The sequence below is a fragment of the Microbacterium sp. NPDC080220 genome, assembly GCF_040686395.1.
GTDB lineage: Bacteria > Actinomycetota > Actinomycetes > Actinomycetales > Microbacteriaceae > Microbacterium > Microbacterium gawkjiense.
The window spans coordinates 177,118-203,667 of the sequence record NZ_JBFBOP010000004.1; the positions used below are offsets into that span (position 1 = coordinate 177,118).

27 protein-coding genes are annotated in these 26,550 nt (G+C 70.7%); 19 read left to right on the plus strand and 8 right to left on the minus strand.

Annotated features, from left to right (window positions below; all coding sequences use genetic code 11):
* Positions 1–44: 44 nt before the first annotated feature.
* Complete coding sequence (locus AB0P29_RS08545) at positions 45–1,013, minus strand: SRPBCC family protein (RefSeq protein WP_363379393.1); 969 nt, start codon at positions 1,011–1,013, stop codon at positions 45–47.
* Positions 1,014–1,039: 26 nt separating this feature from the next.
* Positions 1,040–1,387 (minus strand): helix-turn-helix domain-containing protein, encoded by a 348-nt coding sequence (locus AB0P29_RS08550; protein WP_363379394.1) that lies wholly within the window; start codon positions 1,385–1,387, stop codon positions 1,040–1,042.
* Between the two features lie 23 nt (positions 1,388–1,410).
* Between AB0P29_RS08550 and AB0P29_RS08555 the strand changes: the two genes are divergently transcribed.
* Complete coding sequence (locus AB0P29_RS08555; protein WP_363379395.1) at positions 1,411–1,839, plus strand: hypothetical protein; 429 nt, start codon at positions 1,411–1,413, stop codon at positions 1,837–1,839.
* A 202-nt stretch (positions 1,840–2,041) separates the two neighbouring features.
* A complete protein-coding gene (locus tag AB0P29_RS08560) occupies positions 2,042–3,436 on the plus strand; it encodes a DUF222 domain-containing protein (protein WP_363379396.1) in 1,395 nt (464 codons plus the stop codon).
* 206 nt (positions 3,437–3,642) lie between these two features.
* On the opposite strand, the gene AB0P29_RS08565 is transcribed toward AB0P29_RS08560, so the two are convergent.
* Complete coding sequence (locus tag AB0P29_RS08565; RefSeq protein ID WP_363379397.1) at positions 3,643–3,981, minus strand: TraR/DksA C4-type zinc finger protein; 339 nt, start codon at positions 3,979–3,981, stop codon at positions 3,643–3,645.
* A gap of 97 nt (positions 3,982–4,078) precedes the next feature.
* Here AB0P29_RS08565 and AB0P29_RS08570 point away from each other — a divergent pair, with 97 nt between their 5' ends.
* On the plus strand, positions 4,079–4,315 hold the full coding sequence (locus AB0P29_RS08570) for a hypothetical protein (protein ID WP_311286585.1): 237 nt from the start codon (positions 4,079–4,081) through the stop codon (positions 4,313–4,315).
* On the opposite strand, the gene AB0P29_RS08575 is transcribed toward AB0P29_RS08570, so the two are convergent.
* Positions 4,312–4,890, minus strand: a complete 579-nt coding sequence (locus tag AB0P29_RS08575) for a septum formation family protein (RefSeq protein ID WP_363379398.1) — start codon at positions 4,888–4,890, stop codon at positions 4,312–4,314. The two genes, AB0P29_RS08570 and AB0P29_RS08575, sit on opposite strands and share 4 nt — an antisense overlap.
* A 136-nt stretch (positions 4,891–5,026) precedes the next feature.
* Between AB0P29_RS08575 and purL the strand changes: the two genes are divergently transcribed.
* Genes purL through AB0P29_RS08600 form a run of 5 tightly spaced genes read left to right on the plus strand, consistent with a single transcriptional unit; the run spans position 5,027 to position 9,891 of the window.
* Complete coding sequence (purL, locus tag AB0P29_RS08580) at positions 5,027–7,348, plus strand: phosphoribosylformylglycinamidine synthase subunit PurL (RefSeq protein WP_253034884.1); 2,322 nt, start codon at positions 5,027–5,029, stop codon at positions 7,346–7,348.
* Positions 7,345–7,479: a hypothetical protein gene (locus AB0P29_RS08585; protein ID WP_308210393.1), complete on the plus strand. Its 135-nt coding sequence runs from the start codon at positions 7,345–7,347 to the stop codon at positions 7,477–7,479. The genes purL and AB0P29_RS08585 overlap by 4 nt, the downstream gene beginning before the upstream one ends.
* 8 nt (positions 7,480–7,487) lie before the next feature.
* Complete coding sequence (locus tag AB0P29_RS08590; protein ID WP_363379399.1) at positions 7,488–8,219, plus strand: DUF2071 domain-containing protein; 732 nt, start codon at positions 7,488–7,490, stop codon at positions 8,217–8,219.
* A 45-nt stretch (positions 8,220–8,264) separates the two neighbouring features.
* Positions 8,265–9,128: a hypothetical protein gene (locus AB0P29_RS08595; RefSeq protein WP_363379400.1), complete on the plus strand. Its 864-nt coding sequence runs from the start codon at positions 8,265–8,267 to the stop codon at positions 9,126–9,128.
* 10 nt (positions 9,129–9,138) lie between these two features.
* Positions 9,139–9,891, plus strand: a complete 753-nt coding sequence (locus AB0P29_RS08600; protein ID WP_363379401.1) for a hypothetical protein — start codon at positions 9,139–9,141, stop codon at positions 9,889–9,891.
* Positions 9,892–9,903: 12 nt separating this feature from the next.
* Here AB0P29_RS08600 and AB0P29_RS08605 read toward each other — a convergent pair whose 3' ends face one another.
* The 3 genes from AB0P29_RS08605 to AB0P29_RS08615 form a co-directional block, all read right to left on the minus strand.
* Positions 9,904–10,818 (minus strand): glycine betaine ABC transporter substrate-binding protein, encoded by a 915-nt coding sequence (locus AB0P29_RS08605; protein WP_363379402.1) that lies wholly within the window; start codon positions 10,816–10,818, stop codon positions 9,904–9,906.
* An 89-nt stretch (positions 10,819–10,907) separates the two neighbouring features.
* Positions 10,908–11,897 carry a proline/glycine betaine ABC transporter permease gene (locus tag AB0P29_RS08610; protein WP_363379403.1) on the minus strand — a complete coding sequence of 330 codons (990 nt, stop codon included), beginning with the start codon at positions 11,895–11,897 and terminating at the stop codon, positions 10,908–10,910.
* A complete protein-coding gene (locus tag AB0P29_RS08615; RefSeq protein WP_363379404.1) occupies positions 11,897–13,195 on the minus strand; it encodes a betaine/proline/choline family ABC transporter ATP-binding protein in 1,299 nt (432 codons plus the stop codon). Before AB0P29_RS08615 ends, AB0P29_RS08610 begins: the two co-directional genes overlap by 1 nt.
* Before the next feature lie 363 nt (positions 13,196–13,558).
* On the opposite strand from AB0P29_RS08615, the gene AB0P29_RS08620 reads away from it, so the two are divergent.
* The 5 genes from AB0P29_RS08620 to AB0P29_RS08640 all read left to right on the plus strand — a co-directional run bounded on the left by AB0P29_RS08620 (position 13,559) and on the right by AB0P29_RS08640 (position 18,766).
* The gene (locus tag AB0P29_RS08620) at positions 13,559–14,728 is read left to right on the plus strand and encodes an aminotransferase class I/II-fold pyridoxal phosphate-dependent enzyme (RefSeq protein ID WP_363379405.1); all 1,170 of its coding nucleotides are present in this window, start codon (positions 13,559–13,561) and stop codon (positions 14,726–14,728) included.
* Positions 14,729–14,813: 85 nt separating this feature from the next.
* The gene (locus AB0P29_RS08625) at positions 14,814–15,197 is read left to right on the plus strand and encodes a GntR family transcriptional regulator (RefSeq protein ID WP_064002872.1); all 384 of its coding nucleotides are present in this window, start codon (positions 14,814–14,816) and stop codon (positions 15,195–15,197) included.
* On the plus strand, positions 15,194–16,090 hold the full coding sequence (locus AB0P29_RS08630) for an ABC transporter ATP-binding protein (RefSeq protein WP_363379406.1): 897 nt from the start codon (positions 15,194–15,196) through the stop codon (positions 16,088–16,090). The genes AB0P29_RS08625 and AB0P29_RS08630 overlap by 4 nt, the downstream gene beginning before the upstream one ends.
* Positions 16,087–16,782 carry a hypothetical protein gene (locus AB0P29_RS08635; RefSeq protein ID WP_253035077.1) on the plus strand — a complete coding sequence of 232 codons (696 nt, stop codon included), beginning with the start codon at positions 16,087–16,089 and terminating at the stop codon, positions 16,780–16,782. The genes AB0P29_RS08630 and AB0P29_RS08635 overlap by 4 nt, the downstream gene beginning before the upstream one ends.
* Before the next feature lie 91 nt (positions 16,783–16,873).
* On the plus strand, positions 16,874–18,766 hold the full coding sequence (locus AB0P29_RS08640; RefSeq protein ID WP_363379407.1) for an amylosucrase: 1,893 nt from the start codon (positions 16,874–16,876) through the stop codon (positions 18,764–18,766).
* A gap of 116 nt (positions 18,767–18,882) precedes the next feature.
* Here AB0P29_RS08640 and AB0P29_RS08645 read toward each other — a convergent pair whose 3' ends face one another.
* Positions 18,883–19,173 carry a chorismate mutase gene (locus AB0P29_RS08645; protein ID WP_363379408.1) on the minus strand — a complete coding sequence of 97 codons (291 nt, stop codon included), beginning with the start codon at positions 19,171–19,173 and terminating at the stop codon, positions 18,883–18,885.
* A 246-nt stretch (positions 19,174–19,419) separates the two neighbouring features.
* On the opposite strand from AB0P29_RS08645, the gene AB0P29_RS08650 reads away from it, so the two are divergent.
* From AB0P29_RS08650 to AB0P29_RS08675, 6 genes are all read left to right on the plus strand, one after another.
* A complete protein-coding gene (locus AB0P29_RS08650; protein WP_363379409.1) occupies positions 19,420–20,124 on the plus strand; it encodes a CbiX/SirB N-terminal domain-containing protein in 705 nt (234 codons plus the stop codon).
* A gap of 209 nt (positions 20,125–20,333) precedes the next feature.
* Positions 20,334–22,061, plus strand: coding sequence for a nitrite/sulfite reductase (locus AB0P29_RS08655; protein ID WP_363379454.1), 1,728 nt, complete (start codon positions 20,334–20,336; stop codon positions 22,059–22,061).
* Between the two features lie 142 nt (positions 22,062–22,203).
* Positions 22,204–22,947 (plus strand): phosphoadenylyl-sulfate reductase, encoded by a 744-nt coding sequence (locus AB0P29_RS08660; RefSeq protein ID WP_363379410.1) that lies wholly within the window; start codon positions 22,204–22,206, stop codon positions 22,945–22,947.
* An 86-nt stretch (positions 22,948–23,033) separates the two neighbouring features.
* Positions 23,034–23,960: a sulfate adenylyltransferase subunit CysD gene (gene cysD, locus AB0P29_RS08665; RefSeq protein ID WP_363379411.1), complete on the plus strand. Its 927-nt coding sequence runs from the start codon at positions 23,034–23,036 to the stop codon at positions 23,958–23,960.
* Complete coding sequence (locus AB0P29_RS08670) at positions 23,960–25,270, plus strand: GTP-binding protein (protein WP_363379412.1); 1,311 nt, start codon at positions 23,960–23,962, stop codon at positions 25,268–25,270. The genes cysD and AB0P29_RS08670 overlap by 1 nt, the downstream gene beginning before the upstream one ends.
* Positions 25,271–25,330: 60 nt before the next feature.
* Positions 25,331–26,428, plus strand: coding sequence for an ABC transporter substrate-binding protein (locus tag AB0P29_RS08675; RefSeq protein WP_363379413.1), 1,098 nt, complete (start codon positions 25,331–25,333; stop codon positions 26,426–26,428).
* Positions 26,429–26,550: the final 122 nt, after the last annotated feature.

The window sequence follows — 26,550 nt, forward strand, 5'->3', positions numbered from 1 at the left end:
GACGATGCCGCGGCCCGCCCCGCGGCGCGCCGTTGCGCACCCGGTCAGGCCGCCTGCAGCACCTCGCTCTCGAGGCGGGCATAGGAGGTCTCCATACCGTCGGCCATGCCGGTGGCGAGGATCATGTCGCGCGTCTCCTTGTCGGGGTACTCGATGAGGAGTGTCAGCAGGGTGGCGCCGTCCTCCTCGTAGAACTGCAGGTCGTTGGTCGTCGACGGGCCGTCCATGCCGATCATCTTCTCCGTGCTGACCGAGCGGCGGGGTTCGTCGTCGAGGAGGGTCTCGCCCTCGAAGCCGAAGCGGCTCTCGGGGTTTCCGCCCTCCTCCCACACGTACCGGTAGGTGTCGCCGACGACGCACTCGACCATCGACCAGCCGTCGGGGCCCAGCATCCACTTCTTCAGAAGTTCCGGATCGTGGTGGGCACGCCACACGAGATCGCGGGGCCCCTCGACGAGGCGCGTGATGCGCACGTGGGTGTCGTCGAGCAGCTCGACGTTCGTGCCCTTGCCCTGGAACCACTCGCGCAGGCCGTGGAGCACGGTGTCGAGCTGGTCCATCGCCATGCGGGAGCCTTCGACGGCGCCCATCGCGACGACCTGTTCGAGCGCCTCGGCGGAGGTGAAGTACGTGACGTTCGAGAGGCGCGAACCGCCGGCGGTCTCGGCGAACGAGAAGACCATCCGCATCGACGGGAACTCGGCGATCGGCTGTCCGTCCTCGTCGGCGAACGCGTCGAGCACCTCGAAGCTGCGGCCCTCGTCGATGGCGAGGAACTCCCACGTGCCACGGGATTTCTCGCCCTGCGGGCTCGTCATCGCGTACCGGGCGCGACCGCCGACCGTGAAGTCGAACTCGGTGAAGGTCGCCGGCCAGCCGGGAGGGCCCCAGAACCGCTCGAGCTGACGCGGCTGGGTGAACGCGCGCCACAGCCGGTCGACGGGGGCGTCGACGTCGGCGATGAGCGTCATCGTGAGGTTCTCGGTGTCGGTGGTGATGTCGGTGACGGGCATGTCCTTCTCCTTCGGTGGACGGTCGGTCAGTTCTGGGGTTCGGGTTCGGCCAGCAGCGCATCGAGGCGGTCGATGCGCGCGCGCCACAGGTCTTCGTACTGGGCGAGCAGCGCGCGGGCGCGGGCGATCATCGCGGGGTCCGCTCGGACGAGTCGCTCGCGACCCTCGGCGCGTTTGACGACGAGCTCGGCCGCCTCGAGCACCGCGATGTGCTTCTGCACCGCCGCGAACGACATGTCGTAGTCGGCCGCGAGTGCGGACACGGACTGCTCGCGCTGCAACGTGCGGCGCAAGATGTCGCGCCGCGTCGCCGTCGCGAGGGCGTGGAAGACACGGTCGATCCGATCGTCGCTGAGCTCCGTTTGTGCAACCATTTGGTTGTACGTTAGGGCAGCGGATGCCCCGCGTCAAGGGGCGGCTACGGAGTCGATGTCAGGCCGCCGCCATCGCCTCAGCCCTCGCGAACATCGCCGCCGTGTTCATCATCTTCCTCGGCGTCACCGCCGCGCTGAACCAGATCGACGTGGCCACCTCGGTCACGAGCCCCATTCTGATCGCCGTCCTGGCCATCATCGCGGGCGTCATCATCGTCGGCGCCGGCGGCGGACTCATCAAGCCGATGCAGCAGCGATGGGAAGCCATCCCGACGAAGGGCGAGGAGGAGGCTCCGAAGATCGCAGAGCGCGCGAAGGGCGCTCCGTCCGTCGCTGCTCAGGCGGAGGAGGCCATGCGCACCCTCCAGCAGCAGACACAGCCGGAGGCCCCGACGCAGCCGGCAGCCCCGACGCGCCCGACCCTGCGGTTCCGCCCCGGCCGTGAATGCTGAGAGACGCGGCGTCGACGGGGGCGAGGATATTTGCCACCCGGGCAGGGCCCTCAGGGTTTGTCGCTCCGGGTGTCCTAGCGAAGGCGGCCTGAAGACGCGGCGTCGACGGAGGCGAGGATTCTCGCCACCCGGGCGAGTATCCGTTCTGCCGGGAGTGGTTCCGTCAGGAATCGATGTCGGTGGTCCGTGGCAGAGTGCAGGTATGACGGATGCGGCGGAAACCCCCGGTGGCGAGGACTATCTCGCCGCCCTGGCGGGTGTCGTCGCGGACGTCGATTCCGCGGCCCGGCGGATCGCCGCCGCGCAGATCGAGGAACTTCGCGCGCTGGCTGCGGCGGGCCGGTTGGCGGAGGTGCAGACCGCGCAGCGCAACGCCCGCGTCCAGGTCCATGACATGGCGCTGCGGTCGATCGCGGCCGAGGTGGGCGGGGTCATGCGTGTCACCGATCGGACCGTGCAACGCCGGATCGGTGAAGCACGAACCATGATCGAAGGGTTTCCCGCGACGGTCGAGGCGTGGGAGCAGGGGCGGATCGTCCGCGGGCACGCGATCGCGATTCTCGAGACCGGGACGAGTCTGCCGGCGGAGATGTGGTCCGAGTTCGAACAGCTCGCGATCAGCCGATGCGAGAAGGACACCCCGAACCGTGTGCGAGGAGAGCTCGAGATCCTCGCCCACCGGATGCATCCCCGCTCGTTCGCGGAGCGGCACGAGGATGCCGCCGCGACGCGGTGCGTCCGGATCGTGTCGGGCCGAGACGGAATGTCCGACGTGGTCGCAACCGTCTCGACGGTGATCGCCGAGGGCATCCACGACCGACTCACCCAGCAAGCGAGGGCGATCATCGACACCCGCGACGAGCGCGCCGCTGCGCACGGCGGGGCTGGTGTCGCGTTCGGGGAAGCAGCCACGGCGCACAGCGACAGCGACGATGCCGCAGCCATCGTCGCCACTGACCAGCGCTCCATCGACCAGGTCCGGGCGGACGTGTTCGCGGATATGCTCCTCGCGGGAACCCCAGCCCTCGACGACACCCGCGACACCACCGCCGGTCCGCTGGGCGCGATCCGCGCTCGCGTGCAGGTACTCATCCCCGCAGCGACACTCACCGGTCAGGACGACGGGCCCTGCGACCTGACCGGGCGCTCCCCTATCGACCCCGCAACCGCGCGGACGCTCGCCGGCGGCACCCGCGTCTGGGAGCGCCTGTTCCACGACCCCACCACCGGGGTCACGGTGTCGACAGATTCGTACCGTGTCCCGTCGGGGATGCGCCGGTTCCTGCAAACCCGTGATCAGCACTGCCGGTTCCCCGGATGCCGCGTCGCGGCCATCCGCTGCGAAGTCGACCACACCCACGACCACGCCCTCGGCGGCCGCACCGAACTCACCAACTTGGCGCACTTGTGCCAACGGCACCATTCGATGAAGCAGTTCACCGCCTGGAGAGTCCGACAACTGAAGGGTGGCGTCCTCGAATGGACCTCACCCCTCGGCAGGACCTACCGCGAAGACGCCCCCGCCCCGGCAGTCGCCTTCACCCCTGCCGCACCACCATCACCGCCGACCGCACCAGCGGAACCCGCACCCTTCTGACGTCACCCACGGCGCGCGTCGTGTTGCGGCAGCAGCATCCACCCCGACGCATCGCAGTCAGTCCGGCGCTCGCGCGATGCCCGGCGAGACCCGCATGCCCGTGCGGCGTGCGGGAAACCGGCCGCCTTCCGCCCGGCGACGAAGACCGCGCCCTACCGCGCGTTCCCCGAACGCCGCGAAGCGCCGACCAACGAAGGCGGCTGCGGTCAGCCGATCGACGCGCACGCGACGCACATCGTCGCTTGCGGGCGCACCTCGAGTCGCGCCTCGGGGATCGGTCGTCCGCACCGTTCGCAGACGCCGTAGGTCCCGGCATCCACCCGCGCCAACGCCGTCGCCACCTGCGTCAACTCGTCCCGCGTCGAGGCCCGTAAGGCGTCGACGCGCTGCCACTCACCCGACAGCGTCGAGCCCTCGGGGTCGTGCTCGTCATCCGCCGTCGCGTCCGACCGGTCGACCCGCAGCGCCGCATCATCCGCATCGAGCCGGGCGAGCTGCGCGCGCAACTCACGCTCACGTTCCCGCAGACGCTCGATCGGATCCATCCGGTCAGCCTAGGCCTACCCACCGACACGAGGGCCGTCAAGACCGTCGCGACCGCGGCATCCCACCCGCACAGTAAGACCAACGGAAGGAGCCGCCATGGCCGACAACGAAGGCACCGAGAACGAAGGCACCGATCAGGAAGGCACCGAGCACGCCGACCCCGAGGAGATGCCCGACACCGACGAGCTCGAGGAGCCCAGCGTCGCCAAGGAGCCCGGCGAAGAGCCGAAGGCTCCCCCGCAGCAGGATGAGGAACCCAGCCACCACGCCGTCGGCATCGGCGTCATCGACTCCGACCCGAGCGAGACGGACGAGCCCGGCGCTGAGGACTAGGACGACTCCGCCCCGCTGCCCTCGGCGCTGCCGGTGAGCATCCCGTCCTCGTCGAAGACGACGCAGAGCACCCGACGATCGTCGTACTTCCACGACGCCTCGGTCGGGGTGTACGACCAGAACTCGAGGAACGAGTCCTCGTACGTTTCACCGACGTAGTCCTCGAACGCCGAGTAGCAGACGGTGTCGGCAGCGTCCCAGACCGCCTCGTCGCCGGGGTACTCGCCCGCGGGCAACAGCGACTCCGGGATGTCGGTGTCGGCGTACAGCTCGAACATGTGCGGGTCGTCGCACGACACCGGATAGACCGCCGAGCTCCACTCGGGGGTCGACTCGTCCGGCTCGGGCTCGTCGAAGCAGTCCCCCACCTCGAGCCCGCTCACGCTGACCTGCAGGTGCGACGCCGGGTCATCGTCCTCCGGCGCTGCGGTCGGGCCCTTCTCCGCCTGCGCCATCCCGCGGGCGACCGCGAACACCACCTCGGAGCATCCCGCGAGCATCGGTGTCGCCGCGAGAAGGATGACGCCGACGCCGGCCGTCGTGATGAGGCGCCCTCGACGCGGTGCTGTCGACATGTGTTCCCCCAGGAGTGCGCCGAGCTGACGGCGTCAGCGTATCGCTACGGGCCCGACCCGTATACGACGGGATGCGGGTGCCCCGCCGATAGGATGGGGGCGTCCCCCGGCATCCCGAGTCTTGGAGCCCAGCCGCGTGAGCACCCCCGTCGCAGACACTGTCCAGAACGCCGTCGCCACGCCGGAGAAGGAGCAGCCGTACGCGGCGCTCGGCCTCAAGCCTGACGAGTACGACAAGATCCGCGAGATCCTCGGCCGCCGCCCCACCTCGGGCGAGCTGGCGATGTACTCCGTCATGTGGAGCGAGCACTGCTCCTACAAGTCCTCGAAGATCTACCTGCGCCGCTTCGGCCAGAAGGTCTCGGACGAGATGAAGGAACGGCTCATGGTCGGCATGGGCCAGAACGCCGGCGTCGTGGACGTCGGCGAGGGCTGGGCCGTCACCTTCAAGGTCGAGTCCCACAACCACCCGAGTTACATCGAGCCGTTCCAGGGGGCCGCGACGGGCGTCGGCGGCATCGTCCGCGACATCATCTCGATGGGCGCGCGCCCCGTCGCCGTCATGGACCAGCTGCGCTTCGGCGACATCGACGACCCCGACACCGCCCGCGTCGTGCACGGCGTCGTCAGCGGCATCAGCTTCTACGCCAACTGCCTCGGCCTGCCCAACATCGGCGGCGAGACCGTCTTCGACAAGGTCTACCAGGGCAACCCGCTCGTCAACGCGCTCGCGGTCGGCGTCCTCCGCCACGAGGACATCAAGCTCGCCAACGCCACCGGCGCCGGCAACAAGGTCGTCCTCTTCGGCGCCCGCACGGGCGGCGACGGCATCGGCGGCGCGTCGATCCTGGCATCCGACACCTTCGCCGACGGCGGCCCCACCAAGCGTCCCGCCGTGCAGGTCGGCGACCCGTTCGCCGAGAAGGTGCTCATCGAGTGCTGCCTCGAGCTGTACCAGGGCGAGCTGGTCGAGGCGATCCAGGACCTCGGCGCCGCCGGCATCTCGTGCGCGACGAGCGAGCTGGCCGCCAACGGCGGTTCGGGCATGCGCGTCGACCTCGAGAAGGTGCTGCTGCGCGACCCCTCGCTCACGCCCGAGGAGATCCTCATGAGCGAGAGCCAGGAGCGCATGATGGCGATCGTCGCTCCCGAGAAGCTCGACGCGTTCCTCGCCGTTGTGCAGAAGTGGGATGTCGAGACGAGCGTCCTCGGCGAGGTCACCGGTGACGGCCGCCTGCAGATCTTCTGGCACGGCGAGCAGATCGTCGACGTCGACCCCTCGACCGTCGCGGTCGACGGCCCCGTCTACGAGCGCCCCGTCGCCTACCCGACGTGGATCGACGCGCTGCGCGACGACTCGGCCGCCGCGCTCGAGCGCAGCGACGATCCCGAGGTCCTCCGCACGCAGTTCCTGCAGCTGCTCGGCAGCCCCAACCTCGCCGACACGTCGTGGGTCACGAACCAGTACGACTATTACGTCATGGGCAACACGGCCCTCAGCTTCCCCGACGACGCCGGCATGATCCGCGTCGACGAGGAGTCCGGTCTCGGCTTCGCGATCGCGACCGACTGCAACGGCCGCTACTGCCAGCTCGACCCGTACGCGGGTGCGCAGCTCGCCCTCGCCGAGGCATACCGCAACGTCGCCGTCACGGGCGCCCAGCCGACGGCGGTCACCGACTGCCTCAACTTCGGCAGCCCCGAGAACCCCGAGGTCATGTGGCAGTTCGGGCAGGCCGTCGACGGTCTCGCCGACGCCTGCTTCGAGCTCGGCGTCCCGGTCACGGGCGGCAACGTCAGCTTCTACAACCAGACCGGCGACCAGCCCATCTTCCCGACCCCCGTGGTCGGCGTGCTGGGCATCATCGACGACGTCGCCCGCCGCATCCCGAGCGGCTGGCAGGATGCCGGCGAGAACATCTACCTGCTCGGCACGACCTCCACCGAGCTCGACGGCTCGGCCTGGGCCGACACCGTCCACGGTCACCTCGGCGGTCGTCCGCCGAAGGTCGACCTCGCCGGCGAGAAGACGCTCGCGGGCCTGCTGCAGGCCGCGCGCGACGAGATGCTCGTCTCGAGCGCGCATGACCTCTCGGCCGGCGGTCTGGCGCAGGCCCTCGCCGAGGCGACGACGCGGTTCGGCGTCGGTGCCCGCGTGTGGCTGCGCGAGATCATGGAGCGCGACGGGGTGGATGCCGCGACCGCCCTCTTCAGCGAGTCGACCGGCCGCGTCATCGTCTCGGTCCCGCGCGAGGAGGACGTGAAGTTCCGCGGCCTGTGCGAGGGTCGCGGTTACCCTGTGCTGCGCATCGGCGTCACCGACTCGGCCCCCGAGGGCGAGCAGTCGTCGCTCGAGATCCAGGATGTCTTCTCGATCCCGGTGCCCGAGCTGCGACGCGTCGCGAAGGCGACGCTGCCCGCCGCCTTCGGCCCGATCGTCGACGAGGTCCCCGCGTGAGCGACGACCCGGAGTACGCCGATTTCGTCGGGCGCAGGCGCGCCCGCACGAAGGTGATCGCGTGGACCGTGATCATCTCGATGGTGCTCGTGGGCGGCGGCGCGACCGTGCTCACGCTCCTGTTCGGCTGACCCGGGTCATGGACGCCACCGCTCCCGCCCTTCCCGGCCGTGCGGTGCTGCAGCAGCGCTGGAGCGGGGCGTGCTTCCTGCACTGGCGCGTCGACCCGTCGCAGGTCGCGCCGCTGCTGCCGCCGGGCACCGAACCCGACGTGTTCGACGGGTCGGCGTGGGTGGGCCTCATCCCGTTCGTCCTCAGCGAGTTCCGGTTCCTGCCGCTGCCCCCGGTCCCGTTCGTGGGGCGGTTCGTCGAGATCAACGTCCGGACGTACGCGCGGGATGCCGACGGTCGCCGCGGCGTCGTCTTCCAGACGCTCGAGGCCGAGCACCTCCTGCCGGTCCTCGGCGCGCGCGCCGTGTTCGGGCTCCCCTACCGCTGGGCGAAGGCGGCGACGCGGACGGACGGCGACGCGATCGAGTACGCGTCGCGGCGGCATCCGGGATTCGGGGATCGGGTGCGCACCCGCATCCGCGTCACCCCCGGAACCGAGGCCGTCGACGACGAGCTGAGCCGGTTCCTCACGGCGCGCTGGGGCTTCCACGAACGGCACCTCGGCCGGACGATCTGGGCCGCGAACGAGCACGAGCCGTGGCCGATCGTCCGCGCGACGGTCGGCCGTCTCGACGACGGCCTGCTCGCGGATGCCGGCTTCCCCGGCCTCGCGGACCGCGCACCCGACTCGGTGCTCGCGATGCCGGCCCGGCACCCCGGGGTGGTCACCCGGTTCTCGGGCGCACGCCGCGTGCGCTGAGCGCGACCTGGGAGCGCACCCACCGGTCGCGGCTAGCATGGCGGCATGCAGCTCTGGGTCGTCGCGATCGGGGCCGCGGTGGCGGAGTTCTGGTGGGTCGCGCCCGCCGCGGTCGGCGCCGGCGCGGTCAGCGTCCTCGGCGTGCGACGCGGGCGCATCACCCGCGCGCGGCGCCTCGGCCTGACCGCGGCGCAGCGCGAACTGCAGCAGGCCCGCTCCGACGCGGTCGGCGCCCGCGCTGCGGCGCGTGTCGCGCAGGCCGAGCTCGTCCGCGCCGAAGCCGAGCGTGCCGCCGGCCGCGCCCGCCCCGACGACGTCCGCGCCGCGCGCCGCGCGCTCGAGACCGCCCAGCGCGCGAAGGCCGCGGCGACCGCGACCATCCGTGTCGCGCGCGCCCGTGTGGGCGCCGAGCGCGCCGCCGTCCCCGCCCGCGGCACCGACCCGAAGCACCTCCCCCTCGCGCGCCTCATGGCCGCCCACGACGCGATCGCCGCGCGCTGGATGGAGTACGAGACGGATGCCGCCCGCCGCCTCGCCTTCCCCGCGATGAGCGACGTGCGCGTACCCGCGACGGCCGAGTTCCTGCGCCTCGAGGGCATCGCCCGCGAGCTGCGCCCGGCATCCCCCACCGCGAAGCTCACCCCCGACCAGTTCACCGCCTACCGGTCCGCCGTCGACGAGGTGGGCCGCGCTTTCACCGCCGCCGAGCAGGAGGCGTGGCGCCGCGCCGGGCACCGACCCGACGACGCCCCGACCGACGCACCCTCCGCACCCGTCTGGACGGTCATCGCCGGTGAGGCGATCGCCCGCTCGGTCGACGGGATCACGCGCGCGGCCGAGGGCGCGGCATCCGCTCTCGACGCCTACCGGTCGCGCCGCGGCGGTCGTGACGATCGTCCCCGCACCTAAGCTGTAGCGGGTGGACGGATTCTGGGCCTTCGCCGGCAACTACTGGTGGCTCGTGTTCCCGCTCTTCGGACTCGCCTCGGCCGCCAGCGGATCGTTCGCCGCCGCCTCGAAGCGTCGGCACAAGCACCGTCTCGAGATCATGAAGGCGAAAGCCGAGCTCACCGCCGCCCGCGCCGCCGCGAAGCGCGGCGTCGGCTCGGCCTCCGCGGCCGAGGTCGAGGCGCCGTCGCAGTCCCTCGCCGATCAGCTCGACGACCTGCGAGCCGTGCACGACGAGGTCACGCATCGCTGGCTGGACTACGAGCTCGACGTCGCCAAGCTCATCGCCTTCCCGTCGATGAGCGACGGCCGCGACCCGCTCACCGCCGGGTTCCTGCGCGCCAAGAAGGTCGCCGACCGCGCGCGACCGGCCGACAGCGTCAAGCCCCCGGCCGACCAGGTGCGCGAGTACCGTCGCGCCGTCACCGACTTCGAGGTCGCCTTCGACCTCGCCGAGCGCGAGGCCCGTCGGGTGCGCGACTCCGGGTTGACCGACGCGGAGCGCAAGCGTCTCGCGACGGCATCCCGCATGCTCGCCGTCGCGACCGACGAAGCCGCCACCCCCGCCGAGCGCCACCTCGCCTACCAGCGCGTGCGCGAGGAGGTCGACGGGCTCATCGCCCTGTCGGACGAGGCGGTCGAGGTGCTGGAGAAGAAGGTCGCCCAGCCGCTGACGCAGCGTCCGAACGACGAAGGGGACCCGGCCGCAGCCGGATCCCCCTGACGTCGCCGACGGTCAGTCGGTGACGATCGTGTCGTAGGCGTCGGGGTTGGCCTCGAGCCAGGCGTCGACGGCCTCGGCTTCCTTGCCCTCGCCGTACTCGTTGACGACCATGTCCTCGAGCGAGGCGTACTGCTCGTCGTCGAGGGCGATGCCGGCGATGTACTCCGCAGCCTCGGGGTACTCCTCGGCGAAGCCGTCCGTGCCGAGGAAGTGCAGCGCCTCGGCCTCGCCCATCGCACCCTTCGGGTCTTCGAGGTCCTTCAGGCCGTACCGGTCGTTGGCCCAGAACGGCCGCCACGACGTCACGACGATGTCGCGCTCGGCAGCGATCGCGCTGTCGAGCTCGGTCAGCATCGCCGCGGTGGACGAGGTGACGAGCTCGTAGCTGTCGCCGAGGTCGTACTCGGGGATCATGGAGTCCTGCGTCTGCGCCGTCAGGCCGGCCCCGGGCTCGATGCCGTAGATTTTGCCGCCGAAGCGGTCGGCGTTCGCCTTCAGATCCTCGATCGAGTCGATGTCGACGTACTCGGGAACCGCGATGGTGAGCTTGGCACCGTCGTAGTACGAGCCGAGGTCCTCGATCTGGTCGCCGTACTCGTCCATGTAGGACTTGTGGGTCAGCTCGGGCCAGGCCGACGGGTAGATGTCGACGTCGCCCTGCGCGAGGCCGGCGTACAGCGGGCCCGCCTCGGTGAGCTCCTGCATCTCGACCGTGTAGCCGATCTTCTCGAGCTGGTCCTCGAGCAGGTACGCGGTGCTGAGGCCGTCGGTCCACGAGGGCAGGAAGCCGAGGGTGATCGTGCCGAGGCTCTCGTCCCCTCCCTCGTTCGAACCGCCCTCGGCCTGGTTGCCGCTGGCGCAGCCGGCCAGCGCGAGGGATGCCGTGGCGCCGATCGCGAGGATGCCGGTCAGGTGTCGCTTGTTCATGAAGTGCCTTCCGTATGTGATTGCTGGTTCCGTATCGTGCAGGTCCGGGTGCAACCGGACCGTGCGACCGAGGCCGCACGTGTGTGGGGTCAGATGCCGCCCGTGGCGATCGGCGCCCGGCGAGGCGACGCCTGCTCGCGCTCCGCCTCGGTGGCGGCATCCTGCGCAGCATCCCGAGGATGCGACGTCTCGCCGCCCTTCTGACCGGGTCCCCGGCGACGCGCGATCGCGCCGAGGAGCGAGCCGCGCTGGTTCTTCAGCGCGCCGAGCGCCCCAGTGAGACGGTCGAGGTAGACGGCGAGGATGACGACGCTGAGGCCGGCCTCGACGCCCTTCGCGATGTTGACTGTCGACATCGCCTGGACGATCTCCTTGCCGAGACCGTCGGCGCCGGCGATGCCGGCGATGACCGCCATCGACAGGGCGAGCATGATGAGCTGGTTGACGCCCGCCATGATGCTGGGCATCGCTAGCGGCAGCTGTACGCCGCGCAGGATCTGGCCGGGCGTCGCACCGAAGGCGTGGCCGGCCTCGACGGTCTCGTTGTCCACTCCGCGGATGCCGAGCTCGGTGAGTCGCACGCCCGGGGGCAGCGCGAAGATCACGGTCGCGATCACGCCGGGTACCACGCCGATGCTGAAGAAGACGATCGCCGGGATCAGGTAGACGAACGCCGGCATGCTCTGCATGAGATCGAGCACCGGGCGGATGGCGGCGCTGAACGCGTCGCTGCGCGCCGCCGCGATGCCGACGGGCACCGCGATGACGACGGCGATGAGCGCCGCGACGAGCACGAGAGCGAGGGTCTGCATCGCGGTCACCCACTGACCGACGCCCAGGATCAGCACGAAGCCGATCACGGTGCCGATCGCGAAACGCCACGAGCGCAGCAGCCAGGCGAGTGCGGCGAACAGCACGATCGCGACGACGATGGGCAGCGCGAGCAGCCCGTCGGCGAGCGTGTCGACCAGCCAACCGACCACCGTCGAGATGAACGAGAGCAGCCATCCGAGCGTGTCGCGGATCCAGTCGACGGCGGCGTCGGCCCATTCGCCGACGGGGATGCGGAAACCATCCATCAGCGCACCACCTCCGCGTCGGATGCCGGGCCTTCGCCGGAGGCACCTGCGAGGGCTGCGTCGATCTCGGCGCCCGGCACCGGGTCGAGGATGACGGGGATTTCGGTCGTCTCGGTCGTCGAGGAGCCCAGCGCGGTGAGGAGCGTGATGCGCGGGATGACGCCGACGAGGCGACCCTCGGCATCCGTCACCGCCAGCGGCAGCGGCGACTCGGCGGCGGGGAAGAACAGGTCCATGAGGACGTCGTCGCGGCCGACCGCCTGCGGCACGGGGCGCAGCAGCGACGAGATGGTCGTCTCGCCGCGGCGGACGAGCTTGAGCGCGTCGCGGTCGGTGATCATGCCGAGGAGCTTGCGGCTGCGGTCGGTCACGTAGACGGCGGCCATGCGGGCGTCGCGCATGGTGCGCAGCGCCGTGCGGGGACCGGCGGCCACGGTCACCGAGACCGAGCCCGGACGCTCCATGACGTTCGCCGCCGTGAGCACGCGGGCGCGGTCGACGTCCTGCACGAACTGCTCGACGTAGTCGTTGGCGGGGTCGGTGAGGATGTCCTCGGGGGTGCCGATCTGCACGATGCGCCCGTCGCGCATGACCGCGATCCGGTCGCCGAGGAACATCGCCTCGTTCAGGTCGTGCGTGATGAAGATGATCGTCTTCTGCAGGGTCTGCTGCAGCTCGAGCAGCTGCTCCTGCATCTCGCGGCGGATGAGCGGGTCGAGCGCGCTGAACGCCTCGTCCATCAGCAGGATGTCGGTGTCGGCGGCGAGCGCGCGGGCGATCCCGACGCGCTGCTGCATCCCGCCCGACAGCGCCGAGGGCAGCTTGTCGCCCCAGCCCTCGAGGCCGACGAGGGCGAGGATCTCCTCGGCCTTGGCGAGGCGCTCGGCTCTACCGACGCCCTGCAGCTCGAGCGGGTAGGCGACGTTCGCGGCGACGGTGCGGTGCGGCAGCAGGGCGAAGTGCTGGAACACCATTGCGATGCGCTCACGACGGATGCCGCGCAGCTTCGCGGCCGGGATGCCGGTGATCGGCTCGCCGTGGACGCGCACCTCCCCGCCGGTCGCGTCGTGCAGCCCGTTGAGCATGCGGATGATGGTGGACTTGCCCGACCCCGACAGACCCATGATCACAAAGATTTCGCCCTTCTCGACGCGGAAGCTCGCGTCGATCACGGCGGCGGTGCCCCCATCGCGGACGGCGTCCCGGCGTTCTCCCGCCTTCAGGCGCTTGACGGCCTGGGCGGGATTGCGTCCGAAGACTTTGAACAGGTTCTTCGCTTCGACAGCGGCAGTTGTCACGTGCTTCCCTCGGCGGGCGCGCACGCGTCCGCATAGGTAGCGCCCGGGTGGCGATCACCGGCATCCGCACGAGCGAAAACGTCACTCGAGTGCAGGGCTCCGACGACGAACATCGGGCTCGTCGTCCAGACCGCCGACCATACGCCCGCTCGTCGCCGACATCACGGGGTGTCGGTTCGAGCGGCCGCGGACTGGTCGTCGAGGGCACATGGCCCGCCTCGACGCTAACGAAGATCGTTGACCGGAATCAAATCGATCCATCGGGTTGCATGAATCGCCGACGGTGGTATCACGCGCGCGCCGGGGCGACGACACGGCGTCGGCGATCCGCCAGAATCAGGAGAGCCCGAGAAGAGGAGCGCCATGAGCGGGTTCGCACGACGGATCGACGGCACGACGATCGAGCAGTTGCGCTCGACGGGGGCCACCAAGTGGTCGGCGGATGACGGGACGCTCGGCGCGTTCGTCGCCGAAATGGACTTCGGGATCGACCCGACGATCACGGCCGCCCTTCACCGCGCGGTGGATGCCGGGTCGTTCGGCTACATGCCGCAGGGGATCTCGGCGGATCTCTCGGCGGCGACCGCCGAGTTCGTCGCGCGTCGGTACGGGTGGCAGGTGGCGGCATCCGACGTGCAGCCGATCCCCGACGTCATCATGGGTCTCGAGCTCGCGATGGAGCACTGCTCCGCCGCCGGGTCGAAGATCATCGTGCCGACGCCGTCGTACATGCCATTCCTCTTCGTGCCGCCGATGCGCGGGCGGGAGGTCATCGAGGTGCCGCTCGCCGTCCGCGACGGTCGGTACGAGTTCGACCTCGACGCGCTGCAGCGCGCCTTCGACGACGGCGGCGGCCTCCTTCTGCTCTGCAACCCCTACAACCCGGTGGGGCGCGTGTTCTCGCGGGACGAGCTCGTCGCGATCTCAGAGGTCGTCGAGCGCAACGGCGGCCGCGTGTTCTCGGACGAGATCTGGGCGCCCCTCGTCTACGGCGGCGCCACCCACACCCCCTATGCGACCGTCTCCCCCGCCGCGGCGCAGCACACGATCACGGCGATGAGTGCGTCGAAGGCGTGGAACCTGCCGGGGCTCAAGTGCGCGCAGCTCGTGCTCACGAGCGACGCCGACCGCGAGACATGGGAGAAGCTCGGCCCCTTCGCCGGTCACGGCACCAGCAACCTCGGCGCCATCGCGAACGCGACGGCCTACCGCGAGGGCGACCCGTGGCTCGCCGACCTCGTCCCCTACCTCGAGCAGAACCGCGACACCCTCCTCGACCTGCTCGCCGAGGAGATCCCCGGCGCCTGGATGCCGGAGCCCGAGGGGACATACGTCGGCTGGATCGACTTCCGCGCCGTCGGGCTCGGCGACCGCCCCGCGGACTTCTTCACCCGCGAGGCCGGCGTCACCCTCACCGAGGGGTCGATGTGCGGCGTGGCCGGCACGGGCTTCACCCGCCTGATCTTCGCGACGCCGAGGCCGATCCTCGAGCAGATCGTCCGCCGCCTCGGGCAGGCGGTCCGCTCCGTCTGATTCCGGCCGCACGGCCCTCTTGATACTCCTCGGGTTCAATGGTTACCTACTCATGTAACTAACCAACGAACAACGCGGAGTCGGAATGGTCGATGAGGGACGCCCGCTCTTCCTGCAGATCGCGGAGAGCATCGAGGACTCGATCATCGACGGCAGCCTGTCCGAACAGGACCAGGCCCCGTCGACGAACGAGCTCGCCGCCTTCCATCGCATCAACCCGGCCACCGCGGCGAAGGGGATCACGATGCTCACGGACAAGGGTGTGCTGGTCAAGCGACGCGGCATCGGCATGTTCGTCGCCGACGGTGCGCGCGAGCTCCTGCTCACCGAGCGGCGCTCGGCCTTCGCCGACCGCTACCTCGACCCGCTGATCGCCGAAGCCCGCAAGCTCGGCCTCGGCCCCGACGACCTCGCGCGCCTGCTGGCGGAGCGCGCCACCGCATCCGGAACGAAAGGAACCGCACGATGACCGCCGTCATCGAGGTGAAGAACCTCACCAAGCGCTACCGCGACACCACCGCCGTGGACGACATCTCGTTCACCATCGAGCGCGACTCGATCTACGGACTGCTCGGCCGCAACGGCGCCGGCAAGACCACCGTCATGTCGATCCTCACGGCGCAGAACTTCCCGACCGCGGGCGAGGTCCGCGTGTTCGGCGAGTCGCCGTACGAGAAAGCCGCCGTGCTCAGCCGCATGTGCTTCGTGCGGGAGAGCCAGAAGTACCCCGACGACGCGACGCCGCTGCACGCGTTCCGCATCGCGCGGCTGTTCTACCCGCACTGGGACCAGGCGCTCGCGAACAAGCTCATCCGCGAGTTCCGGCTGCCCGTGAAGACGCGCATCAAGAAGCTGTCCCGCGGTCAGCTCTCGGCCGTCGGCGTCATCATCGGCATCGCGGCCCGCGCCGAGGTCACCTTCTTCGACGAGCCGTACCTGGGGTTGGATGCCGTCGCCCGCCAGATCTTCTATGACCGGCTGCTCGAGGACTACGCGGAGCACCCGCGCACCATCATCCTGTCGAGCCACCTGATCGACGAGGTCTCGAACCTGCTCGAGAAGGTCATCGTGATCGACGGCGGGCGGATCGTGATGGACGAGGACACCGAGTCCGTGCGCGGCCGGGCCGCCACGGTCGTCGGCGATTCGGCGGCCGTCGAGGCGTTCGTCGCCGGCCGCGAGGTGATCCACCGCGAGACCCTCGGCCGCGTCACGAGCGCCACGGTGATCGGCGAGCTGACCGCTGCGGACCGCGCCGAACTGGCGGCATCCGGCCTCGACGTCACCCCCGTCTCGCTGCAGCAGCTCATCGTGCGGCAGACCCAGAACGCCGCCACCACCGACGAAGGAGCACTCCGATGAACCGCACCCTCAACGTCGTGCGCATGCAGCTGGTCAACCGCGCCACCTACATCTGGGTGCCGTTGATCATCCTCGGCGGCACGCTCCTCATCAGTCTCGCGATCTTCGGGCTCATCTCGAGCAGCGGGGCCGACGCGCAGATGTTCGGCGGCGGCGCGCAGGCACCGCTGTGGTACTTCGGCGTCGTCGGCGTGCAGGCCCTCACCCTGACGTTCCCGTTCTCGCAGGCCATGAGCGTCACCCGGCGCGAGTTCTACCTCGGCACCCTGCTGACCGCCGCCCTGACGTCGTTCGTACTCGCCGCCCTCTTCATCGTGGGCGGGCTCATCGAGCAGGCGACCGGTGGCTGGGGCATCGGCGGCTACATGTTCTACCTGCCGTGGGTCTGGTCGCAGGGCCCCGTCGTCGCGGGGCTGTTCTTCTTCGGGCTCGCGATGCTGTTCTTCGTCGTCGGGTTCTGCGCGGCGACCGTCTACAAGCGGTGGGGCAACCTCGTCCTCACGGTCGTGCTCGTCTCGCTGGGCTTCGTGCTCATCGCCGCGATGTGGCTCGTGGGGCAGCTTCGGGCGTGGGGCGATCTGTTCGCCTTCTTCGGCTCGCTGACACCCATCGCGGTGACCGGTGGGATGGTGCTGGTCGGCGCCCTGCTGGCCGCCCTCTCGTACGGGATGCTGCGACGCGCCATCGCGTGATGGAGCCCTCGTGACCGGCGCGGCCGGGGATCGCACTCGCGGTCCCCGGCCGCGCTACGATGCGGAACACCGACCCGACGCTGGGAGCACCATGGCACGTCTGAGCCCCGATCCGACGACCGACTTCGAGGCCGCGAGGGCTGCGGTCAGGTCCGAACTCGGCGGACCGGATGCGTCGTTCGACGCCCGCCTGCAGGAGTCCCTGCCCGTGCTGCACGACCTGTTCCGGCAGCTCTACGGCGAGCGCGAGGACGGCCGCGAGGCGCTGGCCGCCGTCGTCGCATCGGCCGCCGCGAGCTGGCGCGACCGGCCCGACGACCTGAAGGCGCTCGACCGTCGGCGCACGGCCGACCCGGGGTGGTACTTGTCGGAGCGGATGCTGGGCGGCGTCTGCTACGTCGACCGGTACGCGGGGTCGCTCCGCGGCATCCGGGATCGCATCCCCTACTTCCGCGAACTCGGGCTCACCTATCTGCACCTCATGCCGCTGTTCGCCTCGCCCGAGGGGAACAATGACGGCGGGTACGCGGTGTCGAGCTACCGCGCCGTCGACGAGAAGCTCGGCACGATGGACGACCTCGCCGAGCTCGCCGCCGACCTGCGCGAGGCGGGGATCTCGCTCGTCGTGGACTTCATCTTCAACCACACGAGCAACCAGCACGAGTGGGCGCAGAAGGCGGTCGCGGGTGAGCCGGGGTACGAGGACTTCTACCTGATCTTCCCCGACCGGACGATGCCCGACCGGTACGAGGAGACCGTCCGCGAGATCTTCCCCGACGACCACCCGGGCGCGTTCGTGCAGCTCGATGACGGCCGCTGGATCTGGGCGACGTTCTATCACTTCCAGTGGGACCTCAACTATGCGAACCCAGCGGTGTTCCGCGCGATGGCGGGCGAGATGCTGTTCCTCGCCAACCAGGGCGTCGAGGTGCTGCGGATGGATGCCGTCGCCTTCATCTGGAAGCGGCTCGGCACGACGTGCGAGTCGCTGCCCGAAGCGCACCTGCTGCTGCGCGCCTTCAACCAGGTGCTCTCGCTCGGTGCGCCGTCGGTGCTGTTCAAGTCCGAGGCGATCGTGCACCCCGACGAGGTCATCACCTACATCTCGACCGACGAGTGCCAGCTCTCCTACAACCCGCTGCAGATGGCGCTCGGGTGGGAGGCGCTCGCCACCCGCGACGGCCGCCTCCTGCAGAAGGCGCTCGACGAGCGTCACGCCCTGCCCGCCGGCACTGCGTGGGTGAACTACGTCCGCAGTCACGACGACATCGGCTGGACCTTCGCCGACGAGGATGCCGCGGCCCTCGGCATCGACGGCTACTCCCACCGCCGGTTCCTCAACGACTTCTACGTGGGCCGCTTCCCCGGCACGTTCTCGCGCGGGGTGCCCTTCCAGGAGAACCCGAAGGCCGGCGACGCCCGGGTGACGGGGACGACGGCGTCGCTCGCCGGCGTCGAGGCGGGTGACCCCGGCGGCGAGGACCGCGTCATCCTCGCGCATGCGCTCGCGCTGTCGACCGGCGGCATCCCCCTGCTCTACCTCGGCGACGAGCTGGGGCAGCTGAACGACTACAGCTACCGCGACGACCCCGCCCACGCGGGCGACAGCCGGTGGGTGCACCGACCGGCGGCCGACCCGGTCGCGTTCGCCGCGCGACACGACCCGACGACGGTGGCGGGCCGCATCCACACCCGGCTGACGGCGCTGATCGAGGCGCGGCGGCGGACGCCGGAGTTCGCGGACATCCCGCTGACGCCGTTCCACACGCCGCATCCGTCCGTCGTCGGCTTCCAGCGCATCGGCGAGGGCGTCGTGCTCGTGCTCGCGAACGTCGGCGATGACGCGGTCGTCGTCGAGGCCGACACCCTCTCGGGGTTCCGGGCCGACGCCACCGACGTCGTCACCGGCGAGGATGTCGACCTGTCGGGCGGGCTCGAGCTGCCGGCGCACGGGTTCCGCTGGCTGCGGGTGCGGCCGGTCTGACGCCTGCTGTCACGGGATGCCACGGATGCCGCGCGGCGCGCCGCGGCATCCGTTCATTCACCGGCGTGTCGCCTCGGATCCATTGCATCCGTGAACGCCGGCGGCGCAGCTGGGGCTCAGCGCTCCTCGGCGGCCTCGGTGTGGTGGCGGATCACCTCGGCGACGACGAAGTTGAACCACTTCTCGGCGAACTCGGGGTCGAGGTCGGCCTCGAGGGCGAGACGGCGCAGGCGCGCGGTCTGCTGCTCCTCGCGGGAGGGGTCGGATGCCGGCATCCCGTGCTCGGCCTTGAGGACGCCGACCTGCTTCGTGCAGCGGAATCGCTCGGCGAGCATGAAGACGAGGGCGGCGTCGATGTTGTCGATGCTGGATCGCAGGCTGTGCAGCTGGGCGATCGGGTCGGTCATGATTCCTCCGCGCCCGACCCTATCGCGGACACCACGGCGGACGGCGCGCGCAGCGCGCGTACGAGCGCGGCTTCGACGCCGGCTTCGCACGCGGCCGGGAGGCCGGCGCGGCCTGAGCCGCGGCATCCGTCCACAAGCCACACGCGCGCCGAGACACCACTGCGAACGGGATGTCTCGGCGCGTCCGTGGTCTCTCCCGGGCGTCGGCGTCACACGCCCGTCATCGAGGCGAGGCACAATGGGCGCGTGACCTCGACGCCCGCGCTCCTCGCCATCTCGCACGGCACGTCGTCGCCCGCGGGACAGGCGGCGGTGGAGTCGCTCGTCGAGGCGGTAGCCCGGCGGCTGCCCCACACGATCATGCGGCTCGGGCACGTGGACGTGCAGCAGCCGGATGTCGCGGCATCCCTCGACGCGATCCCCGCCGGCGCGCCCGTCGTGGTCGTGCCGCTCCTGCTTTCAGCCGGCTATCACGTGCGTGTCGACCTCATCCAGCAGACGGCGGGGCGTGATGGCGTCCTCATCGCCCCCGCACTCGGACCCGATTCCCGGCTCGTCGACGCCCTGCTCGCCCGTCTCGCTCCGCTCGAGCTCGCGGCATCCGATGCCGTCGTGCTCGCCGTCGCGGGTTCCAGCGACGACCGTGCGAATGAGGACTGCCGCGAGATCGGACGGATGCTGGGCGCCCGGCTCGGACGCGAGATCACGGTCGGCTTCCTCGCGGCCGCCGACCCACGCGTCGACGTTGCGGTGAGAGCCGCGCGCACGAGCGGTTCCCGCGTCGTGGTCGCCGACTACCTCCTCGCCCCCGGGTACTTCCACGACTTGGCCGTGACGCTCGCCGACGGCGCTTCCGTCGCGGCGCCGCTGCTGGGCGAGGACGAGCCGCCCGCCGCCCTCGTCGACCTCGTCGTCGAGCGCTACCGCGTCGCCGCCGGCCGCGCCGGCTGAGCCCGACTGCGGGTCGGCTCAGCAGCCGGGCACGCGGATCACATCCCCGCGTCGCCCGCGCCGCAACTGTGTGACGCCCCGTTACGCCGGTTAACGCACGTTGACACTCGCTCAGGACGGGGCGCCGCGCGCTTCTAGTCTCATGGAATGGGCTCGCTCGAGTCCTGCCCGGGCGCGGCCCGGGAATCGACCCGGAGGCCACCGTGACCATCAGCGACACCGACGCGCGCGCAGCGGCAGAGCGTCCGCGCGCCGCCGTGCGCCCTCCCCGGCCGTCGTCGAAGCCGAACGGCCAGTGGAAGATCGACGGCACGACGCCGCTCAACGGCAATGAGGAGTGGAAGCAGGTCGACAACGGCCTGAGCGTTCGCGAGCGCATCGAGAACGTCTACTCGAAGGGCGGCTTCGCCTCGATCGACCCCACCGACCTGCACGGCCGCTTCCGCGTGTGGGGCCTGTACACGCAGCGCAAGCCCGGCATCGACGGCGGCCGCACCGCGACCCTGACTCCCGAAGAGCTCGAGGACGAGTACTTCATGCTGCGGGTCCGCATCGACGGCGGCCAGCTCACCACCACGCAGCTGCGGGTCATCGCCGGCATCTCCACCGAGTTCGCGCGCGGCACCGCCGACATCACCGACCGTCAGAACATCCAGCTGCACTGGATCCGCGTCGAGGACGTCCCTGAGATCTGGCGGCGCCTCGAGGCCGTGGGTCTCGGAACCACGGAGGCCTGCGGCGACGTGCCGCGCGTCATCCTCGGCTCGCCCGTCGCCGGCATCGCCGCCGACGAGCTCATCGACCCGACGCCGCAGATCCGGGAGATCACCGCACGCTTCCTCGGCGACGAGACGCTGGCCAACCTCCCCCGCAAGTTCAAGTCGGCGATCACCGGCCACCCCAGCCAGGACGTCGTGCACGAGATCAACGACGTGGCCTTCGTGGCCGTCGAACACCCCGAGCTCGGCATCGGCTACGACCTGTGGGTCGGCGGCGCCCTGTCGACCACTCCGCGTCTCGGCGAGCGCCTCGGCGCGTTCGTGCGACCTGACCAGGTGGCGGATGCCTGGCACGGGGTCACGCAGATCTTCCGCGACTACGGCTACCGGCGCCTGCGCAACAAGGCGCGCCTGAAGTTCCTGCTCGCGGAGTGGGGCACCGAGAAGTTCCGCCAGGTGCTGCAGGACGAGTACCTCGGCTACGCCCTGCCCGACGGTCCCGCGCCCGCGCAGCCGACGACGATCGGCGACCACGTGGGGGTCCACCGCCAGAAGGACGGCCGTTTCTACGTCGGCGTCACACCGATCGTCGGCCGCGTCTCGGGCTCGAACCTCGCGAAGCTCGCCGACGTCATCGAGGCGCACGGCTCCACGCGGCTGCGCACCACGCCGCACCAGAAGCTCGTGATCCTCGACGTGCCGGAAGGCGATGTCGAGCCGCTCATCGGCGAGCTCGACGCCCTCGGCCTGCAGGCGCGTCCGAGCCTCATCCGCCGCGGCACCATCGCGTGCACCGGGATCGAGTTCTGCAAGCTCGCGATCGTCGAGACGAAGGTCAACGCCACGGCGGCCGTCATCGACCTCGAGGAGCGCCTCAAGGGCTTCGAGCTGCCGCATCCGATCTCCCTGCACGTGAACGGATGCCCCAACTCGTGCGCGCGCATCCAGACCGCGGACATCGGGCTCAAGGGCCAGCTCGTCACGATCGACGGCGAGCAGGTTCCCGGCTACCAGGTGCACCTCGGCGGAGGGCTGGCGTCGCAGGACCGCGACGAGCCCGGTCTCGGCCGCACCGTGCGCGGCCTCAAGGTGGCCGCCGACGGCATCGCCGACTACGTCGAGCGCGTGGTCACCCGCTTCCTCGCCGACCGCGACACCGCGTCGAACGAGACGTTCGCGCAGTGGGCGCACCGGGCCGAAGAGGAGGCCCTGCAGTGAGCCGCGCCGCGATCCCCGCCCCCACAGCGCCTGCATGTCCCACTTTCGTTCGCAAGGCGGCGCTGAGCACTCCGTTTTCGGGACACGAAGGCGGGAAATCGGGACACGCAAGAGGGCGAAGCGCGCGAGAGGAGGCGCTGCGGTGACCGTCTCCCTCGCCCCGCGCATCGCGGTCAAGCGCTCCCGCGACGAGCTCGAGGCGCTCGCCGCGCAGGGGAACGCCGAGCTCGGCAGCCTCACCGACCACGAGGCATCCGCCGCCGAGGTGGTCGCGTGGGTCGCGCGCAACTTCGGGACGGATGCCGCCGCCGTCGCCTGCTCGATGGCCGACGCCGCGCTCCCGCACCTGGTGGCCGAGCAGCTGCCGGGCGTCGACGTGCTGTTCCTCGACACCGGGTATCACTTCACCGAGACGTACGCCACGCGCGACGAGGTGCAGCGCGCACTCGACGTGCGGATCGTCGACATCACCCCCGACCAGACCGTCGCCGAGCAGGATGCGCAGTTCGGAGCGAAGCTCTTCGAGCGGGACGCGAGCCTCTGCTGCGCGCGCCGCAAGGTCGCCCCGCTGCAGCAGGCGCTCGGCGGCTATGAGGTGTGGTTCACCGGCGTGCGCCGCGACGAGGCGCCGACCCGCACGAACACGCCGCTGGTCACCTGGGACGAGCGCAACGGTCTCGTCAAGGTGAACCCGGTCGCCGCGTGGAGCTTCGACGACGTGCTCTCCTACGCCGCCGCGCACAAGGCGCCGGTGAACCTGCTCGTCGGGTTCGGCTACCCCTCCATCGGCTGCGAGCCGTGCACGAGGCCGGTCGCCCCCGGCGAAGACCCCCGATCCGGCCGCTGGGCCGGTTCCGCCAAGATCGAATGCGGGCTCCACGAATGACTCTGTCGAACACGGCCACCGCCCCCACCACGCCACAGACTCGGAGATCTTCCGACAATCGGACCGATTCGGCCGAAACGTCCGACTTGCGGCAGATCTCCGACTCCCGGGATGCGCCCGCGGGCCTCAGCACGCTCGACCTGCTCGAGGCCGAGGCGATCCACGTCATCCGCGAGGTCGTCGCCGAGTTCGAGCGTCCGGTGCTGCTGTTCTCGGGCGGCAAGGACTCCGTCGTCGTGCTGCACCTCGCCACCAAGGCGTTCGCGCCGGGCAAGGTGCCGTTCCCGGTGCTGCACGTCGACACCGGACACAACTTCCCCGAGGTGCTCGCCTTCCGCGACGAGACGGTGCAGCGCCTCGGCATCCGTCTCGAGGTCGCCCGCGTGCAGGACTACATCGACGACGGCCGCCTGCAGGAGCGCGCCGACGGCACCCGCAATCCCCTGCAGACGCTGCCGCTCCTCGACGCGATCGCCGCCGGCCGCCACGACGCCGTCTTCGGCGGCGCGCGTCGCGACGAGGACAAGGCCCGCGCCAAGGAGCGCATCATCTCGCTGCGCGACGAGTTCGGCCAGTGGGACCCGCGCAACCAGCGCCCCGAGCTCTGGAGCCTCTACAACGGCCGCCATACGCCCGGCCAGCACGTGCGTGCGTTCCCGATCTCGAACTGGACCGAGCTCGACGTGTGGCGCTACATCGAGCGCGAGGGCATCCCGCTGCCGTCGCTGTACTTCGCGCACGAACGCGAGGTCTATGCCCGCGACGGCATGTGGCGCCCGGCCGGCCCGTTCTCACCGCCGCGCGAGAGCGAGACGGTCGAAGTGCGCACCGTGCGCTACCGCACCGTGGGCGACATGAGCTGCACCGGAGCGGTGGAATCGGATGCCGCCGACCTCGCGTCGATCGTCGCCGAGGTCGCCGTCTCGACCCTCACCGAGCGCGGTGCGACACGCGCCGACGACCGCCTCAGCGAGGCGGCCATGGAGGACCGCAAGAAGGACGGGTACTTCTGATGACCGCGACACTAACCGCGCAGCCGACCCTCTTCCGCTTCGCCACGGCGGGCTCGGTCGACGACGGCAAGTCGACGCTCGTGGGCCGCCTGCTGCACGACTCCAAGGCGATCCTCGCCGACCAGCTCGAGCAGGTCGCCCGCACCTCGGCCGACCGCGGCTTCGCGCACGGCGAGGTCGATTTCGCCCTTCTGACCGACGGCCTCCGGGCCGAGCGCGAGCAAGGCATCACGATCGACGTGGCCTACCGCTACTTCTCCACGGGCGCGCGGTCGTTCATCCTCGCCGACTGCCCCGGCCATGTGCAGTACACGCGCAACATGGTCACCGGTGCGACGACCGCCGACGCGGTCGTGATGCTCGTCGACGGCCGCAAGGGCGTGCTCGAGCAGACGAAGCGTCACCTCGCCGTCGTCGCGCTACTGCGCGTTCCGCACGTCATCGTCGCGGTGAACAAGATCGACCTGATCGGCTTCTCGGCGGATGCCTTCGCCGACGTCGCCGCGCAGGCCCGTGCGGTCGCGGCCGAGCTGGGGATCGAGGATCTGCACGTGCTGCCCGTGTCGGCGCTCGAGGGCGACAATGTCGTCGAGCGCTCGGAGCGCACCCCCTGGTATGACGGGCCTGCTCTCCTCGAGCTGCTGGAGACGCTGCCCGCCGCAGACGACGCCGAGCGTCAGCTCGAGCCGCTGCGACTGGCGGTGCAGCTCGTGCTGCGTCCGCAGGGCGGTCTTGCGCCCGACATCGACGCCGACGAGGCCGAGGGTCTGCGCGACTACCGCGCCGTCGCCGGTCGCATCTCGAGCGGCGTCGTGCGCGTGGGAGACCGCGTGGAGATCTTCCCCGCCGCCCGCGCCACCACCGTCACCGGCATTCGGTCGGCCGGCGTCGAGGTCGAAGAGGCCACCGCTCCCCAGTCCGTGTCGCTCGAGTTCGAGGACGAGATCGACACCGCGCGCGGCGCGCTCGTGGTCGCCGCAGGCTCGCTGCCGACTGCACGTCGCGAGTTCGAGGCGGAGCTCTTCCAGCTCGACGCGCGGGCGCTGACGCCCGGCATCCGCGTCCTCGTCAAGCACGGCACCGCGACCGTGCAGGCCATCGTCGCGCAGATCGAGTCGCGCTACGACCTCGACGCACTGGTGCACGAGCCGGCGCAGACGCTCGAGACCAACGACATCGGCCGCGTGCGGCTGCGCCTGGCGGCCGACCTGCCGCTGGAGCCTTACCGCGCCAGCCGTCACGGGGGATCGTTCCTCGTGATCCATCCGTCCGACGGCGCCACGCTCGCCGCCGGCATCGTGCGCGACTGACCCGTCGCGCACACCCTTCCCACCCCGATCGAGCACCACCCGACCTAAGGAGGCGACACCGTGAACAACATCCGCACCGCGACCGCACGCCGTTCATTGACCACACTGGCAACCCTGGGGCTCGTGGCGGCCATGATGGCCGGCTGCGCCTCCGCCGCCGCGTCGCCCGGCGAGGCGTCGGGCGACAGCGACAGCTCGTCGGTTGACGAGCTGCGCCTGGGATATTTCGCGAACGTCACTCACGCGCCGGCGCTCGTCGGCCTCGAAGAGGGACTCATCCAGGACGCGCTCGGCGACGTCGAGGTGACCACGCAGGTGTTCAACGCCGGACCCGCCGCCATCGAGGCGCTCTCGGCCGGCGCGATCGACGCGACCTACATCGGGCCGAACCCGTCGATCAACACCTTCATCCAGTCCGACGGCGAGTCGGCACGCATCATCGCCGGCGCCGCGACCGGCGGTGCCGCGCTCGTCGTCCGCGAGGGCATCGACGACGCCGCCGACCTCGAGGGCACGATGATCGCCACGCCGCAGCTCGGCAACACCCAGGACGTCGCGGCGCGGGTCTGGCTCGCCGACGAGGGGTTCGAGACCGACACGTCGGGCGGCGGCGACGTCAACATCACGCCCACCGAGAACGCGCAGACGCTGACGCTGTTCCAGCAGGGCCAGCTCGACGGCGCGTGGCTGCCGGAGCCCTGGGTCTCGCGGCTCATCATCGACGCCGGCGCGAAGGTGCTGCAGGACGAGGCCGACCTGTGGGAGGACGGCGAGTTCCCCACCACCGTGCTGCTGGTGCGCAAGGAGTTCCTCGATGAGCACCCCGACGTCGTCGCCGACCTGCTCGCGGGCCACCAGGCGTCGGTACAGTGGATCGCCGACAACGCCGCCGACGCCCCCGCTGTGATCAACGGCGCGATCGAGAAGGAAGCGGGAAAGCCGCTCGCCGACGCCGTCATCGAGCGCGCCCTCGAGCACGTCACCTTCTCGGTTGACCCGCACGCCGACACCTTCGAGACGCTCGTCGACAACGGCATTGGGGCAGGCACGCAGAAGGAGGGCTCGATCGAGGGCCTGTTCGATCTGCGCCTGCTCAACGAGCTGCTCGAGGGGAACGGCACCGAGCCGGTCTCGGCCGCAGGACTCGGCGAGGACTGACATGAGCACCGCTCCCGCTTCCGCCTCCGGGGCCGCACCGAGCTCGCCGGCTCAGACGCCGGCGTCCCCGGAGGCGGGCGCGCCCGGCGCGCCGGTCACCGCTGCGCCGGCAGCGCCGAGCG